This is a genomic window from Mycoplana rhizolycopersici, assembly GCF_013378445.1.
Taxonomy (GTDB): Bacteria; Pseudomonadota; Alphaproteobacteria; order Rhizobiales; family Rhizobiaceae; genus Mycoplana; species Mycoplana rhizolycopersici.
In genome coordinates this window covers 1-14,734 of record NZ_JABXYK010000035.1, presented here as the reverse complement: position 1 = coordinate 14,734, position 14,734 = coordinate 1, and the positions used below count along the sequence as shown (strand labels likewise).

Sequence of the window (14,734 nt, the reverse complement as noted above, 5' to 3'; positions counted from 1 at the left end):
CTCCGATGGACGAGGCGGTCGCGATCCTTGAAATGCACGACGGCAACGCGCTGGAAGCGATCCGAACGCTGCTGGCCGAGCGCGATGCCGTAGAAGAGAAGCTCAGGTTCGCTTCGATCGCCATGGGCCACGGCTTCGCCCGTGGGTGGCGGACCCGATTGCCGGGCAAGTTCATCGGAGAAGGGTGAACGTGAAACGTTGTCGGTTTAGGATGTGTCCGCAGACACCCGTGTCCCAAACCAACTCGACTCAGCTTCTGTTCGATGCTTCGATGGGACGTAGCTAGGAGGATGGGATGGCATACGAGTGGAATGCCCTGGCTACGCGGCAGCCTTCTTGCACCGGACGGATTTTGGGCGTGCGCAGGCCAGCATTCGATTGAGGACGGCGTAGCCGATGGCGACCTCCGTCTGCTGTGCTGCGAATGAGCGCGCCTGCAACCGGCGGCCAATGATCGATTTGTAACGACCGATGGCTGTCTCGACCAGTGAGCGTTTTCCGTAGCCGGTGGCGATCTGCCACTTCATTCTTCCATCGGTGTTGATCGCCGCGATATGACGGTCTCGCTGACTCGGGGGGGGCTGTCCGGCCGCTCCAACGCATTGGAGCGTGGCGGAATGACGACAGCCGCGTCAGCACTATGCCTGGCCACCACTTGATAGGTAGGGTTGCCATCATAGGCTCCATCGGCCGTGAACTGGCCGATGGGCATCTCAATCTGGTCGAGTAGCGGCTCCACCTGCGAGGCGTCGCCGGCATCCTGATCGGTCATGACATGTGCAATGATGTCGCCGCTGTCGGCATCCAGCGCCAGGTGCAGCTTGCGCCAGCCCGACGAGATTTGACACCATGCTTTTCCTCCAGCCATTGCCCAGCGCCGTAGACTTGCAACCCTGTGCTGTCGATCAGGACATGAATGGGCCCCTCTTGCCGGGACACAACCACGATCATCTTGCCGCCTGTCCGACGATTGCCGCTTGCCTGCCCGACGGCTCAGCGTCGAGTGATCGGGAACGGCTAGATCGAGGCCTAGCTAGGCTGCGAACTCGCGGTTGCAGCTTTTCATGATCTCAACGCCAATGGCATTATGGTCACGTAGGTTGAGTACGAAGACGCGCCAGCTCAGCCTGCGTGAGGCGCGGCGTGATATGCTGTGGGCAGTTCCAGTCGAACGCCTCCACCGCGATGAGAACGAGGCGCTCCACCCGTGCGGGATAGCCAGGTACCGTCAGCCGCTTCGCCAGCTCAGCGTCGTCCTCCGCATCGATGACCTGCATGTGACCATAGATTTTCAGGCGCCGCCGGTGCACATAGTCCATCAGAAACAGTGAGACGCGATCATTGGCGCGCACGTTGCCTGTCGTGATGTATTGCCGATTACCGCGAAAATCCGCGAAGCCCAGCATCGACGAATCGATGGTGGTGAGAAAGCCTGCGGGGCCGCCACGGTACTGGACATAAGGCCAGCCGGTTTCCGAAACACTGGCGAGATAAAAACCGTCGCGCCCACGGATAAAGGCGGTTTCTGCTGGACCGAGGCGCTGGCTCTGCGCGGTTTCATCTGCGCCACCGCGCGCGCCGATCCGCGCCCATTGCTCCGCGCTGCCATAATGCTCCTGCGCGGCCGCCACGGAGGGCGTCGTGGCGATATTGAGATATCTGCTCATTCCCTTCTATCCTTTCCAGGCGGCCGGAGCCGAACTCAATCCTGCAAGGCCCAGTCTGCAACTTCCCAGCGCATTTGCCCCCGGTCGGCAACGACACGGCCGAGCCCCGGGAAGGGCATGTGCGTGGCGGCAATCAGCGCGCCTTCCGAGGCTGCGAGAGGGAAAAAGCGGTCGCGCATCGCCTTGGCCGCTGCGCGGTCCTGCTCGAACAGGAAGAACACATCGGTTGCTCCCGGATGCACAACCGGAAAGATCATGTCCGACACCATGATGAGGCTCTTGCCTTCATCTTCAACCCGCACGCCGATATGGCCGGGTGTATGACCGGTCAGGTCGACGATCGAGACACCGCGCACGATTTCACGCTCTCCGTCCATCGACTGAAGTCTCGGGTAAAGGCGCACGACCTCGTCCGCCATCTGGAAGCTCGTTTGCAGATAATCGGGCGCGCCGCTGCGCTTGGCCGGGTCAGTCCAATGCTTGACGTCGCGACGATCGATATAGAGCTCTGCCTTGGGGTAATTGTTCTTGCCGCCGGCGATCAGACCGCCCATGTGGTCCTGATGCATATGCGTCACGATCACCGCGTCGATCTGGTCAAGTCGCAGGCCAAGCACGGCGAGCGCCTGCGGCAGTTTACCGGTCTGCCCGATCGAGCCCGCTGCACCGGCATCGATCAGAATGCGGCGGTCGCCATCATCGATGAGATACTGGTTAAAGAGGAACCGTACCCCACTCTGCCGGGCGGTGAACTGGGCAACTGCCGCCTGTTCGACCTCGGCCGGGCTGCGTCCCGGAAAATAGTCGTAGGGCATATCGGCATAACCGTCTGTCAGCGCCGTCACCGTGAAGCGACCGATGCGGATCTGCGCCAGTGGCGTAACGCTTACAGGCGTCTTGGCGATGTTCTGTGTCGCGGCAACGGCCGGTACGCCACCGATCAGTCCTCCGCCCAGAAGGCCGAGAGGAAGAGCGCTGGCAAAGGCACGACGTGAAAGTTGTGGCATGACGTCTTTCTCCTGATCCTTGGGAATACGGGGAGCCGGGCGGCGTTACCCTTGACGAGGTCAAAGTTAGATTATCCAAAACCAATAGGGTATTGTGCCGTTTCAGGAGCTTTCCTCTCAATTTTCGGAAGGTTAAAATGGATCGGTTTGAAGCGATGTCGGTGCTGCTGGCGGTGGTCGATGCCGGCAGCCTCTCGGCTGGAGCGCGGCGATTACATGCACCGCTCGCCACTGTCAGCCGCAAGGTCGCAGATCTTGAAAAGCACCTTGGCGTGCGCCTGGTGCTGCGCACCCGCCGAGGCCTTGCCCTGACGGATGAAGGGCGGAGCTATGTCGCCGCGTCACGTCGCATTCTGGAGGAGCTGGAGGCCGCAGAGCGTCAAGCCAGCGGCGATTATGGCGCGTTGCGCGGAGGGCTTCACGTAACAGCACCGGTCGCCTTCGGCGAGCGCCATGTGCTGCCAATCGCGCTGGAATTCCTGAAGGAGCAACCCGATATCAACCTGCGCCTGACGCTCGCCGATCGACAGATAAGTCTGTCGGATGAGCACGTCGATGTGGCCCTGCGCATTGGACACCTGGCGGACAGCACGCTTATCGCAACGCGCGTCGGCGCCGTCCGCCGGGTAGTCTGCGCAAGCCCCGACTATCTCGTTCGCCGAGGTGTACCGTGTCAGCCGGAGGACCTCGCCCAGCATGACGGCATAAGCTTCCAGGGCTTCTCGACCGCGCCGGAAGTGCGCTACCGCGGCGACGGAACAGCCTTCACCATCGAGCCGCGCCCCAAACTTGCGGTCAACACAACGCAGGCCGCCATTCAGGCCGCCGTAACAGGTATCGGCATTATCCGCGTGCTGTCTTACCAGATCTCCGATCAATTGCGCTCCGGCGCTCTGCAGGAAGTGCTGACAGAATTCGCACCGGAACCGCTGCCTGTGAACGTCGTCTATACACCCGTTGATCCCCTGCCAATGAAGGTGCGATGTTTCCTGGACTGGATCACGCCCCGCCTGCGCAGGCGGATGGCCAACTAGCGTTCCCGTTAGGCGCACCACCATTGATGGCGGTCAGGCACACCGGTGGGGAGCCGCAAAGTGCAACTCGCCTTCTATAAACTCCCAACGCGTCGTGATGCTCACTGCGACAGCAAGACAACGGCGTACGGCGTTGGCCGTCGGGTCGGAATTTCCGAAGTGCGGTCCTCATGTGCTTGCGAAGCGAGGGGGATCGTCGGCATCGTCGGGGGGGCCGGCGAATCCAACGCGGCCAGCACCGGTTCCGGTAGCATGGGAAGCTCTCCGGTCGGCGGGGAGACCGCGTGCGGGCCTCCCTGCCCCACACTGCGGACCCGCCAATATGTCATGTCACGTCTGGTAGACCGCCAATCAGCTTGTCGAGAGTGATGGGATATTCTCGAACCCTGACACCCGTGGCGTTGTAGATGGCGTTCGCGATGGCGGCCGAAACTCCGCACAGCCCGAGCTCCGCAATACCCTTGGCCTTCATGGGCGACGAATACGGATCGGTTTCGTCCATGAAGATCACCTCCTGATGCGGAATGTCGGCGTGTACGGGTACTTCGTAACCCGCGAGATCGTGATTGACGAAGAAGCCGCGCCCGACATCGACCGCGAGTTCCTCCGAGAGTGCACTGCCGACGCCCATGGTCATTGCACCGACAACCTGGCTGCGGGCGGTGATCGGATTGAGGATGCGCCCGGCGGCGCAAACGGCGAGCATCCTACGAATGCGGCTTTCACCCGTCGCGATATCGACGCCCACCTCGACAAAGTGGGCACCGAAAGTCGACTGCTGGTGGCTGTCCGCAAGCTTTGCCCATTCGACAGTGTCCTCCCCGGCAAGACCTTCGGAACCCGCAGCCTCGGCAAGCGGCACAGACCTGTTGCCTGACCGGACCTCCCCATTTTCGAACGTAGCGTCCTCTGAATTGAAGCCCAGCTTCTGCGCGATGGCTTCCCGGAGTTTGACACATGCTGCGTAAACGCCGGTGGTAGAGCAGTTGGCCCCGAACTGACCGCCTGAACCTGCCGACACCGGAAACCGTGAATCCCCCAGGCGGACGACGACTTTTTCAATGGGGACGCCCATCATTTCGGCCGCCGTCTGGGCAATTATTGTGTAACTCCCGGTTCCGATGTCCGTCATATCGGTTTCGACGGTGATAACGCCCTCGTGATCGAGCCGAACCCGCGCAGCTGACGGAACGAGCAGGTTGTTTCGGAACGCGGCGGCGACTCCGAGCCCGATGAGCCAATTCCCTTCTCTCCGGGACGCGGGCCTGCCCCGGTCGCTCCACCCGAAACGTTCAGCTCCGAGCCTGAGGCAGCTGACAAGATCGCGATGGGAGAATGGCCGCTCCGGTTTTTCCGGGTCGACCTGTGTATCGTTGATGATCCTGAATTCGACGGGATCGATATCGAGCTTCTCAGCCATCTCGTCCATGGCGATCTCGAGCGCCATCATGCCGGGAGCCTCCCCAGGCGCGCGCATGGCGTTGCCCTCCGCCAAATCCAGTGTTGCCAACCGCATGGCAGTCATACGGTTCTCGCCGGCGTAGAGCAGCCGTGTCTGCATCGCCGCCGTCTCAAGCTGACCGCCCGGAAGGTCTCCCGACCAGCTTTCGTGCCCGATCGCCGTGATCTTGCCGGTGTGCTCCGCAGCGATTCGGACGCGCTGGATTGTTGCTGGGCGATGGGTCGTGTTGTTGACCATAAACGGGCGCGGCAACGCCACCTTTACCGGACGCCTGGCCGCCTTGGCACCAAATGCCGCGAGAACCGCGTCCGCCCGCAGGAACAGCTTTCCCCCAAAACCGCCGCCGATGAACGGCGACATAAGGTGGATTTTTTCCTTCTCGACGTCGAGCGTAGTCGCCAGGTCGGAGCGCCACCAGTCGATCATCTGGGCGGAGGTCCAGATAGTAAGAGCCTCGCCATCCCAGACAGCGATCGAAGCATGGGGCTCCATCATCGAATGCGATTGGTCGGGCGTGGTATACGTCGCGTCGAAGCTGACGGGGGCCGCTTTGAACGCCCCATCAAAGTCGCCGACAGCCGTGTCCGGCGGCGCGCCGCCGACGTCCTTGGGCTTTATGGCCGTCTTCATCGCGTCTTTGAGATCGAACGCCCCTATTTCCTCTGCGTACTCGACCCTCACGAGTGCGGCAGCGGCACGCGCCTGCTCGAAAGTTTCCGCGACCACGACGGCGACGGCTTGGTGATAATGTTGAATTTCGCTGCCGCCGAAGAGCTTAGCCGTGTTGAACTTGCCCTTCTTGCGTTCGCCGACGTCAAGAGCCGTTACCACGGCGAGCACGCCTGGCGCTTCCTTAGCGGCCGAGACGTCCATGGAGACGATATGTCCCTTGGCGATAGCCGCGCCCACAGGATATCCGTAGACGTAGGGAACATTTGGGTCGTGCCATTCATAGGCATACTTCGCCCGCCCGGTTGCCTTGAGTTGGCCGTCGATGCGATGCACCGGCTGGCCGACTACCTTGAGGCGGTCAATAGGATTGGTGGTTGCTGGCTTGTCGAACTGCATGACTCACCCCCTTGCTTCGGTGAGGACAGCGCCGAGCGTCCGACGCACAAGATCGATTTTGAAGCGATTCTGCTCGGTAGGACGAGCGTCAGCTAGCAAGGCATCCGCCGTCGACTTCGCCCCCCTCGGCAGTTCGGCCTCCGCGGTCGCGATGCGCCACGGTTTGTGGGCGATGCCGCCGACTGCGACCTGTCCTGTGCCATCCGACTGGATGACCGCTCCCACCGAAACAAGCGCGAAGGCGTATGAAGCACGATCGCGAACTTTCCGGTAAATTTGCTTGCCGCCGACGGGTGGCGGCAGCGTCACCGCCGTGACGACCTCGCCTGCTTCGAGAACCGTTTCTATGTGCGGGGTATCGCCGGGTAGGCGATGAAAGTCCTCGATCGGGACAGACCGACGGCTGCCGTCTGCCTTTACCGTCTCTACGACGGCGTCAAGGGCGCGCATCGCGACTGCCATGTCGCTGGGATGCGTCGCGATACAGGCGTCGCTTGTTCCCACCACCGCATGCTGCCTGGTGAAGCCACCGATGGCGGAACAGCCGCTGCCCTGCTGCCGCTTGTTGCAAGGCTGGTTGGTGTCGTAGAAATAAGGACATCGCGTGCGCTGGAGCAGATTGCCCGCTGTGGTCGCCTTGTTGCGCAACTGTCCGGAAGCGCCCGCCAACAGTGCCCGCGAAAGCAGCCCGTAGTCACGGCGAATGGTTTCGTGAGCGGCAAGGTCTGTGTTGCGAACCAGCGCCCCGATACGCACTCCACCTTCTTGCGTGCCCTCGATCTTGTCGACGCCCAATCCGTTGATGTCGATCAGGTGCGTCGGTGTCTCGATTTCCAGCTTCATCAAGTCGAGCAGATTGGTACCACCTGCGATGAATCTGGCTTGGCTGTTCGATGCGGCCGCTTTGGCCGCCGCCTCTACGGACGAGGCGCGCTCGTATGTGAAGGCTCTCATGCTCTTGTCCCCGCGACTTCGACGATGGCATCCATGATGTTGGAGTAGGCTCCGCAACGACAGATATTCCCGCTCATGCGCTCGCGAATCTCGGTTGTCGTGAGCGGGGCAGCCGCTGTGATATCGGAGGTGACGTGGCTCGGGATGCCAGCTTTTATCTCTTCGAGAACCGCCACTGCGGAACAGATTTGCCCCGGCGTACAGTATCCGCATTGGAAGCCATCATGTTTGACGAAGGCTGCTTGCATCGGATGAAGATTGCCCGGCTCGCCGAGCCCTTCGATCGTCGTGATTTCGTCGCCCTGATGCATCACGGCGAGTGTCAGACAGGAGTTGATCCGACGGCCTTCCACCATCACAGTGCACGCACCGCATTGGCCGTGGTCGCAACCCTTCTTGGTTCCGGTCAGACGGAGATGCTCGCGAAGCGCGTCGAGCAACGATGTCCTGTTGTCGACTTCGATCTCATGTCTTTCGTCATTGACGATCATCGAGACTTTCGAGTTTTGAGGCATTTCGGCTCCGGGGGATTGTGCGGTCGCCGCCTCTGCCGCGGTTCCCGTGACGACTGATGTTACGACCGAGGAGATAAGCAACTGCGGACGGGAAAGTTCCAGATGAATCGGGCTCGCCATATCCAGCTCGACTTCAATTGTCCGTTTCGGTGGCGTGGGGTCGCGGGACAATCCTACGCGGCCACCAGCAGTAGCTAGAGCATGCTGTTTTCATACGGAAGCATAGCCTGAGTTTCTGAGATAGTTGGCGCATTCGGCCGGCGGGAAGGCGTCGAGCAATTCACCGGCCTTGCGCCATGTTGACAGACCGCCGCCGAACACCGCCACCATGCCATCTCGACCTGGCGCGAAATCGCCTGGTCGATCGCTGCCTAAAGCTCGGCACACAAATCCAAACCGCGAATTGCGAACAGTAAGGCGACGCCGCCCCACCAAGCGTGTTTGCAAGCCGTCAATGAGACCAACCACATAGGAACGTTGCGATTTGCTTCACTCACTCAGCAACGAAATCGAAACGGCAGTCTTTGGAACTCGACGCAACCGTCACGCCAATTTCACGCTCACCTTTTTGCAAAGAGCCACCGTTCGACTATGCTTGGCGCCATGCAGCTTGCGGGCAATGCTCGACCGGGGGACGCCGTGGGAAACCGATCCAGGCGAAGTAGCGGACGGCCAACACTTGCGGATGTCGCAAGCCGCGCCGGCGTTGGTACGATCACGGTGTCGCGCGCGCTGCGTGATCCCGAACGCGTTTCGAGTGAGTTGCGGGAGCGGATCGACGCCGCAATAACCGCGCTCGGATACGTGCTCAATCCGAATGCTCGGGCACTCGCGTCGGCCAGGGCAGATGTCATCGGCGTCCTCATCCCCTCGTTGACCAACAACGTTTTTGCTGAAGTTCTGCGCGGCATCCATGATGGCCTTGGCGACAGCGCGCTCCAAATTCAGTTTGGCAACACCCACTATTCCGCCGATGAGGAGGAAAGGCTGCTCCGTGTCTTTCTGGGACAACGGCCCTCCGCGCTCATCGTCTCCGGCATAGATCAACTGCCCGCGACACGACGTCTGCTGGAGACCGCCGGCTGTCCGGTAGTACAGATCATGGAGACCGGTCCCAATCCGATCGACATGATGGTCGGATTCTCCCATTTCGATGGGGGACAGCAGGCTACCGAACACATGTTGCAGATTGGGTGCCGACGGATCGGTTTTCTCGGCGCGCGGATGGATCCAAGGTCGCAGCGCCGCCTCGCGGGTTATCGCGCCGCGTTCCGCGCGACCGGTGTCTTCGACGAGTTGCTTGTCACCACGACGCCCTCGCCCTCCAGCGTATCAATGGGCGCCTACCTTTTCCGCCAGGCCATCAGCAAAGCGCCGGGCCTCGACGGGGTCGTCTGCAATAACGACGACCTCGCGCTCGGGGTGCTGTTTGAGTGCAATCGCCAGGGCATTTCGGTGCCGGACCGCATCTGCATTGCAGGCTACAATGATCTCGAAATGATGGCTGTTGCCTACCCCTCTCTTACCAGCATCCGCACCCCACGTTACGAGGTTGGCCGGCAGGCGATTGCGATGATCCGTGCCGCTCTCGCCGGCGATCGCCCGGAACAGGTCATCGTTGACCTCGGGTTCGAGCTGAAGGTCCGCGAAAGCACCACGCGCCAATAACCCCTTGAAGCCTGGTTCGCGCGCGTCGCGCCGCTTTACAAGAAATGTTGGTAGCGCTACCATTTTTTTGTGGCGCCGAGGGAGGAGCTCGAGAAGCGTCACCGGAATAGCGTATCGAGATGAAGTGCCGGATATTTCCTGAAATGCAGGTTTTTGCCTGCGGGCATGCTCGACGTTCACCGGCTTCCATTTCGAATTCGCGTCCCGCACCACAACAACTGGGAGGGAATTCGATGCACAGGTCATTCGTGAGTGGCCTTATGGCCGCTGCCGCCATTGCGCTTGCCTCTACAACCGCACTTGCCGATCCGGAAGTCGTGAGCGGTCCCGCCGCGGAGGCCGATTGCTTCGCGCCGTGGGCGGCTGAAACGAAGTTCTTCAAGTTTCCCAAGAAGGAAGGGCCCTATCGGGTAGCGCTCGCCAACGGATATATCGCCAACACCTGGCGCATTCAGATGATCCAGACGGCGAAGGCTTATGCCGCTCAGCCGGAGGTTGCCGCGAAGCTGAAAGAGTTCAAGGTCGTCTCCACCGGCGAGGACGTGCCGGCCCAGATCTCGGCGATCAACAACTTCATCGATTCCGGATTTGACGCGATCGTCGTCAACGCACAGAACCCGACCGCATTCGGGCCCGTAATCAAGCGCGCCAAGGAAGCTGGTGTTGTCCTCGTCGCCTTCGACAACATCCTCGATACGGAAGACGCAATCAACGTCAACGTGGATCAGAAGGGTCTGGGCGTCCTTTGGGCCAACTGGCTGGCCAAGCACTTGCCCGATGGCGGCAAGATCCTTGAAGTTCGTGGCGTCGCTGGCACCTCCGTCGATACCGATCGTCACAGCGGTATCCATGAAACGTTCGTTGCAACGGGAAAGAAGTGGGACGTCGTCGAGGTGGTCGGCAAGTGGGATGATCCGACCGCGCAAAAGGCGACGGCGGATGCCATCGCGGTTCACAAGAAGTTCGACGGGATTACCGCACAGGGTGGTGACACGGGCGTCGTGCAGGCAATGATAGACGCCGGACATCCCTTTGTTCCCTTTGGCGGAGAGACAGAAAACGGCTTCCGAAAGTTCTGTGCCAAGCACGCAAGTGAAGGTCTGAAATGCTCGTCGGCAGGGACCGGTCCGGCTCAGGTCGCGGTAGCGATCAAGACAGCTATTGCAGCGCTTGAGGGTCAGGTCGTTCCGCAGTCGATCAAACTTCCTCTGGCGATAGTCGAAGACCCCAACTTCAAGGAAGGCCAGGATTTCTATCCCGATCAGTCCGACAACTTCTTTGTCGGAAACGCCTTCCCCACCTGCGGGATCAATTTCACGGCGCAGGAAATCATGGGGCAGACGCAAGAAAATCAGTAGGGCGGGCATTCTCTTCCCCTACCCCACCGGATGTCGCGGGCCATGCTCGCGGCATCCATGAGCGTCGAACCAGACGGCACCAATTGCCGCCCAGGAGCAGGCCTTAGGCCCCATGACCTCCACTCAGTCACAGTCCAACGCACCTCTCCTTCGCATGGAGGGCATCGGCAAACGCTATGGCGGGGTACGTGCCCTGGATTCAGCGTCCCTTGTTGTCGAATCCGGACGGATCCACGCTATTCTTGGCGAGAATGGCGCCGGCAAGTCCACCCTGATAAAGATTATGGCGGGGGTTGTCGCTCCAGACGAAGGGCAGATGCTTTTAAAGGATCAAGCGGTCTCGTTCCGGTCACCCGCCGAGGCCGCTGCGGCAGGAATCGCCTGCGTCTTCCAGGAATTGTCGCTCATCCCCGATCTTAGCGTCGCCGACAATATCTCGATCTCAAATCCGCCGCGCCGCCTCGGCCTGATCGACCGCAAGGCGCAGAGGCGGCTATCGGAAGAAGCACTCGCCCGCGCCGGTGCTGGGGACATCCATCCTCGTGCTCTTGTCCGGGATCTGCCCCTGTCGCGCCGCCAGCTGGTCGAGATTGCCAAGGCGCTCGCCTGGATGCCAAGGATCCTCATTCTCGATGAGGCAACCTCCGCTCTGACGGCGAGTGACGTGACAAAAGTATTCGCTGTTTTGAAGCGGCTGCGCGCCGAGGGTCTTGCTATCCTCTACATATCCCATCGAATGCACGAGATCGCCGAGCTTGCGGATGAATGCACCGTCTTTCGAAATGGCCGCAACGTCGCCAGTTATGCCGCAGGCACTCGGTCCAACAGTGAAGTCGTAGAAATGATGATCGGGCGTGAGGTCAGCAGCGCCTTTCCGCCGAAGCCGGCCGCGCGCATCCATGCTGCACCGGTGCTCTCCTGCAAAAATCTGGGTTGGAGCGATCGGCTGCGCGACATCTCGCTTGAGGTTCGACCAGGCGAAGTCGTCGGGCTCGGTGGGCTCGACGGCCAGGGACAGCGCGAATTGCTGCTCGGGCTTTTTGGGGTTCTGCGGGGCACGTCCGGCACGATCAGTATCGATGGCGCGGCGCGGTCTATCACGAGTCCGGGTGCAGCGCGTGCAGGCACGATCGGAATGGCGCTGATCCCAGAGGATCGCAAGACGGAGGGACTGTTGCTACCCATGACCGTTCGCGAAAACCTCTCCTTTGCTGCGCTCGACCGCTTGTCGAGACACGGCGTCATCGATCGGGACAGGGAGAATGCGAGCATTGAGGAGATGGTCCGGCTGCTAGCGATCAAAACCGCCGGCGCTGATACCCCCGTCGGTGCATTGTCGGGCGGAAACCAGCAGAAGGTCGTGATTGCCAAATGGCTGACGCGGCGGCCGCGCATCCTGCTTCTCAACGATCCAACGCGCGGCATCGACGTCGGCACCAAGCAGGAGATCTACCAGTTGTTGCGCCGGCTCGCGGAGGAAGGGTCAGCCATCCTGTTTTATTCTACAGACTATGACGAATTGATCGGCTGCTGCGATCGGGTGTTGGTGCTTTATGATGGTAAGATCGTCAAGGAACTCGCCGGTGGCGAGATCACCGAGCGGGCATTGATTTCAAGTGCGCTCAACGTGCAAACCGAACCGGAGGCGGCGGCATGAGCGAGTGGCGCTACTGGTTGAACGAACAGCGCGGCACGTTGATCGGCCTTGCCATCTTCGTCCTGATGTTTGCGGTCTACATTGCCAACCATCCGGCGGGACTGACGGCAAACGTCGCCCAGACAGCGGCGAACAAGGGCGTTCTGCTTGCCTTCGTGGCTATGGCGCAGGCGATGGTAGTGATTACCGCAGGTATCGATCTGTCGGTCGGCATGATCCTCGTGCTGACGAATTGCCTGGCATCCTGGATTGTCGTCGGAACGCCAATGCAGACAACGGCCGGGGTACTCGGCGTGTTGTTGGCCGGCACCATTTGCGGCGCGATCAATGGCCTTCTCGTCATTAAAGGCCGATTGCAGCCGATCGTTGCCACCATCGCGACCGGGGCAGTCTATTTCGGGCTGGCCTTGCTTCTTCGGCCGTTTCCGGGTGGTGCAGTCAATGAGGACTTGGCAGATGCAGTGACGGGCCGCATCTTCGGGATCATCCCCTCGAGCCTTGTCGTTATGCTGGTCGTTGTCCTGCTCGTGTGGCTGCCGTTTCGTCGATCGGAAATAGGACGCGCAGCCTACGCGGCAGGCTCGGCAGAAGCCGCCGCATTCATGTCGGGGGTTCCCATCCGGCGTGCCAAGCTCGTCGCGTACACACTTGCGGGTCTTCTTGCTGGCGTTGGCGGCTTGTTCCTCACCTTCTTCACCTATACCGGTGAGGCGGCTTATGCGAGCGGGAGCGGTTACACTTTGTGGTCGATCGCTGCTGTGGTGCTGGGCGGCGTTTCCCTCTATGGCGGCCGTGGAAGCGCCGTCGGTGCCATTTTCGGCGCGTTTGCCGCTCGCACGACAGGCGACATGCTGTTCGTGTTCGACGTCGACCCTCTATGGCAGCCCCTCCTGCAAGGGATCGTGCTGCTGATCGCCATTAGCATTGGCGCCATCGGATTGCTTCGGGTGCGAAATCGACTGGAATGGTTCCGATGACGGAAGCGACGGAAAACCGTTTGTCATTGCGCGCCCGGCTCCCCGGCCCTATCCGGCGCGCCGATCCGGCCGTACTCACCTCGTTCGGATGTATCCTGTTGCTGCTTTTCCTGGGCAGTCTCTACTCGAGCAACTTTCTTTCTCCCGAGTATCTTCTACAGCAACTGAAGGTCGCTTCGTTCCTCGGCGTGATCGCAGCAGGCATGATGCTGGTGATCCTACTTGGCCATATCGATCTTTCAGTGCCCTGGGTCATGACAATGGGTGCCATGATGGCTTGCGCAGCGGCGGGCTTTGGCAGCACAGTTATTGCGATACCCTTTGGCATCCTGTGCGGCATGCTATTCGGCCTACTGAATGGCTTTGGCGTTGCCTACCTGCGAATCCCGTCGATGATCGTGACGCTCGCAACCAACGTTGTGGCGCAAGGGCTGATGGTTCTTTACACCGGTGGTTTTTCGCCGCAGGACTCGGCGCCGCAAGCGATGCGCTGGCTGGCGACGGGATACATTATTCCCGGTGTACCAAACGCGATCCTGGTCTGGGCATCTGTCAGCGTGGCAATGGTGTTTTTGCTGACCCGAACAACCTTCGGTCGCTCGGTTTACGGTATCGGCAACAGCGAGCGCGCAGCCTACCTTTCCGGTATCAACACGCGGCGTATCGTCATGGTTGCATTTGCAGTGTCCGGCGCGTTGAGTGCTTTTGGCGGCGTACTGTTGGCTGGTTACGCGTCCAAAGCAGCGCAGGCTATGGGCGACGCTTATTTGCTCCCCTCAATTGCCGCAGTTGTTCTCGGCGGCACATCAATCCTTGGCGGCAGAGGGTCCTATCTCGGCACGGTCGCCGGCGTCATCTTGATCACGTTGTTGCAGTCGATCCTGTCGGTCATGCAGATGCCAGAGGCTGGACGCCAGATTGTCTATGGCATCGTCATCATCGCCATGTTGCTGCTCTATGGGCGCAACCCTGCCAGTCGATAAGAGGGAGGAGTCTGATGGGAGTTGTCACGTTATCGAGCGGCGATTGAACTATGCCCGCAGCTCTCTGAGATCAGGTAGCTGCGCCCGTCACAGCTTTCCAATGCGCTATTGCGCGGATGCGGTGAATGTGAGTTGCGGTAGTGTCCTCGAAGATGGTGTAATTTCGGGGGCGATTTGAGTGGAAGTTGTGGTGGAAATTACACTGCGGTTTCCGCAAGACGTCAGGTGGGCACCGGGCCCGTCGGAGAAGGTGGAGTTTGAATAGCCCCGAGTTTCGTAGACACCCTCGGGTTAGGTTTTCTGCCGCATCTCGAACTCTACCGGCGACAGCATCCCGTTTCTGACATGCTTGCGTTTCGGGTTGTAGAACATTTCGATGTAGTC

General features: G+C 60.5%; 13 protein-coding genes and 1 pseudogene. 7 read left to right on the top strand and 7 right to left on the bottom strand.

The annotated features are described in order from the left end of the window. The coding region (locus tag HV823_RS26100) for a hypothetical protein (protein WP_176952591.1) at positions 1-188 on the top strand (188 nt) is incomplete at its 5' end. Positions 189-320: 132 nt separating this feature from the next. Here the strand turns inward: HV823_RS26100 and HV823_RS26095 are convergent. From HV823_RS26095 to HV823_RS26085, 3 genes and pseudogenes are all read right to left on the bottom strand, one after another. Further along, positions 321-1,033 (bottom strand): annotated as a pseudogene (locus HV823_RS26095) (IS5 family transposase); the annotation flags it as partial. A 58-nt stretch (positions 1,034-1,091) separates the two neighbouring features. Continuing rightward, on the bottom strand, positions 1,092-1,667 hold the full coding sequence (locus HV823_RS26090) for a pyridoxamine 5'-phosphate oxidase family protein (RefSeq protein ID WP_176952590.1): 576 nt from the start codon (positions 1,665-1,667) through the stop codon (positions 1,092-1,094). A 35-nt stretch (positions 1,668-1,702) separates the two neighbouring features. Next, on the bottom strand, positions 1,703-2,674 hold the full coding sequence (locus HV823_RS26085; RefSeq protein ID WP_176952589.1) for an MBL fold metallo-hydrolase: 972 nt from the start codon (positions 2,672-2,674) through the stop codon (positions 1,703-1,705). A 137-nt stretch (positions 2,675-2,811) separates the two neighbouring features. Here HV823_RS26085 and HV823_RS26080 point away from each other — a divergent pair, with 137 nt between their 5' ends. After that, on the top strand, positions 2,812-3,708 hold the full coding sequence (locus HV823_RS26080) for a LysR family transcriptional regulator (protein ID WP_176952588.1): 897 nt from the start codon (positions 2,812-2,814) through the stop codon (positions 3,706-3,708). Between the two features lie 325 nt (positions 3,709-4,033). Here the strand turns inward: HV823_RS26080 and paoC are convergent, their stop codons facing one another. Genes paoC through paoA form a run of 3 tightly spaced genes read right to left on the bottom strand, consistent with a single transcriptional unit; the run spans position 4,034 to position 7,827 of the window. Then, positions 4,034-6,238, bottom strand: a complete 2,205-nt coding sequence (paoC, locus tag HV823_RS26075; RefSeq protein WP_176952587.1) for an aldehyde oxidoreductase molybdenum-binding subunit PaoC — start codon at positions 6,236-6,238, stop codon at positions 4,034-4,036. Between the two features lie 3 nt (positions 6,239-6,241). Continuing rightward, positions 6,242-7,192, bottom strand: coding sequence for an FAD binding domain-containing protein (locus HV823_RS26070; protein WP_176952586.1), 951 nt, complete (start codon positions 7,190-7,192; stop codon positions 6,242-6,244). After that, on the bottom strand, positions 7,189-7,827 hold the full coding sequence (gene paoA / locus HV823_RS26065) for an aldehyde dehydrogenase iron-sulfur subunit PaoA (RefSeq protein WP_176952585.1): 639 nt from the start codon (positions 7,825-7,827) through the stop codon (positions 7,189-7,191). Before paoA ends, HV823_RS26070 begins: the two co-directional genes overlap by 4 nt. 483 nt (positions 7,828-8,310) lie before the next feature. Here paoA and gntR point away from each other — a divergent pair, with 483 nt between their 5' ends. The 5 genes from gntR to HV823_RS26035 all read left to right on the top strand — a co-directional run bounded on the left by gntR (position 8,311) and on the right by HV823_RS26035 (position 14,350). Next, a complete protein-coding gene (gene gntR / locus HV823_RS26055) occupies positions 8,311-9,375 on the top strand; it encodes an HTH-type transcriptional regulator GntR (RefSeq protein WP_176952592.1) in 1,065 nt (354 codons plus the stop codon). Positions 9,376-9,608: 233 nt separating this feature from the next. Beyond that, positions 9,609-10,733, top strand: a complete 1,125-nt coding sequence (locus tag HV823_RS26050) for a sugar ABC transporter substrate-binding protein (protein ID WP_176952584.1) — start codon at positions 9,609-9,611, stop codon at positions 10,731-10,733. Between the two features lie 112 nt (positions 10,734-10,845). Then, positions 10,846-12,390 (top strand): sugar ABC transporter ATP-binding protein, encoded by a 1,545-nt coding sequence (locus HV823_RS26045; protein ID WP_176952583.1) that lies wholly within the window; start codon positions 10,846-10,848, stop codon positions 12,388-12,390. Further along, on the top strand, positions 12,387-13,367 hold the full coding sequence (locus tag HV823_RS26040; protein WP_176952582.1) for an ABC transporter permease: 981 nt from the start codon (positions 12,387-12,389) through the stop codon (positions 13,365-13,367). The genes HV823_RS26045 and HV823_RS26040 overlap by 4 nt, the downstream gene beginning before the upstream one ends. Next, positions 13,364-14,350, top strand: a complete 987-nt coding sequence (locus HV823_RS26035; RefSeq protein ID WP_176952581.1) for an ABC transporter permease — start codon at positions 13,364-13,366, stop codon at positions 14,348-14,350. The genes HV823_RS26040 and HV823_RS26035 overlap by 4 nt, the downstream gene beginning before the upstream one ends. A 291-nt stretch (positions 14,351-14,641) precedes the next feature. On the opposite strand, the gene HV823_RS27295 is transcribed toward HV823_RS26035, so the two are convergent. Continuing rightward, on the bottom strand, positions 14,642-14,734 hold a 93-nt coding region (locus HV823_RS27295), incomplete at its 5' end, for an IS3 family transposase (protein ID WP_343051870.1).

What these genes read in the sequence shown, in the direction of transcription:
- HV823_RS26070 (WP_176952586.1), bottom strand. Translation starts at nt 7,192, where the DNA reads ATGAGAGCCTTCACATACGAGCGCGCCTCGTCCGTAGAGGCGGCGGCC.
- HV823_RS26090 (WP_176952590.1), bottom strand. Translation starts at nt 1,667, where the DNA reads ATGAGCAGATATCTCAATATCGCCACGACGCCCTCCGTGGCGGCCGCG.
- HV823_RS26080 (WP_176952588.1), top strand. Translation starts at nt 2,812, where the DNA reads ATGGATCGGTTTGAAGCGATGTCGGTGCTGCTGGCGGTGGTCGATGCC.
- HV823_RS26035 (WP_176952581.1), top strand. Translation starts at nt 13,364, where the DNA reads ATGACGGAAGCGACGGAAAACCGTTTGTCATTGCGCGCCCGGCTCCCC.
- HV823_RS26045 (WP_176952583.1), top strand. Translation starts at nt 10,846, where the DNA reads ATGACCTCCACTCAGTCACAGTCCAACGCACCTCTCCTTCGCATGGAG.
- gntR (WP_176952592.1), top strand. Translation starts at nt 8,311, where the DNA reads ATGCAGCTTGCGGGCAATGCTCGACCGGGGGACGCCGTGGGAAACCGA.
- paoC (WP_176952587.1), bottom strand. Translation starts at nt 6,238, where the DNA reads ATGCAGTTCGACAAGCCAGCAACCACCAATCCTATTGACCGCCTCAAG.
- paoA (WP_176952585.1), bottom strand. Translation starts at nt 7,827, where the DNA reads ATGGCGAGCCCGATTCATCTGGAACTTTCCCGTCCGCAGTTGCTTATC.
- HV823_RS26085 (WP_176952589.1), bottom strand. Translation starts at nt 2,674, where the DNA reads ATGCCACAACTTTCACGTCGTGCCTTTGCCAGCGCTCTTCCTCTCGGC.
- HV823_RS26050 (WP_176952584.1), top strand. Translation starts at nt 9,609, where the DNA reads ATGCACAGGTCATTCGTGAGTGGCCTTATGGCCGCTGCCGCCATTGCG.
- HV823_RS26040 (WP_176952582.1), top strand. Translation starts at nt 12,387, where the DNA reads ATGAGCGAGTGGCGCTACTGGTTGAACGAACAGCGCGGCACGTTGATC.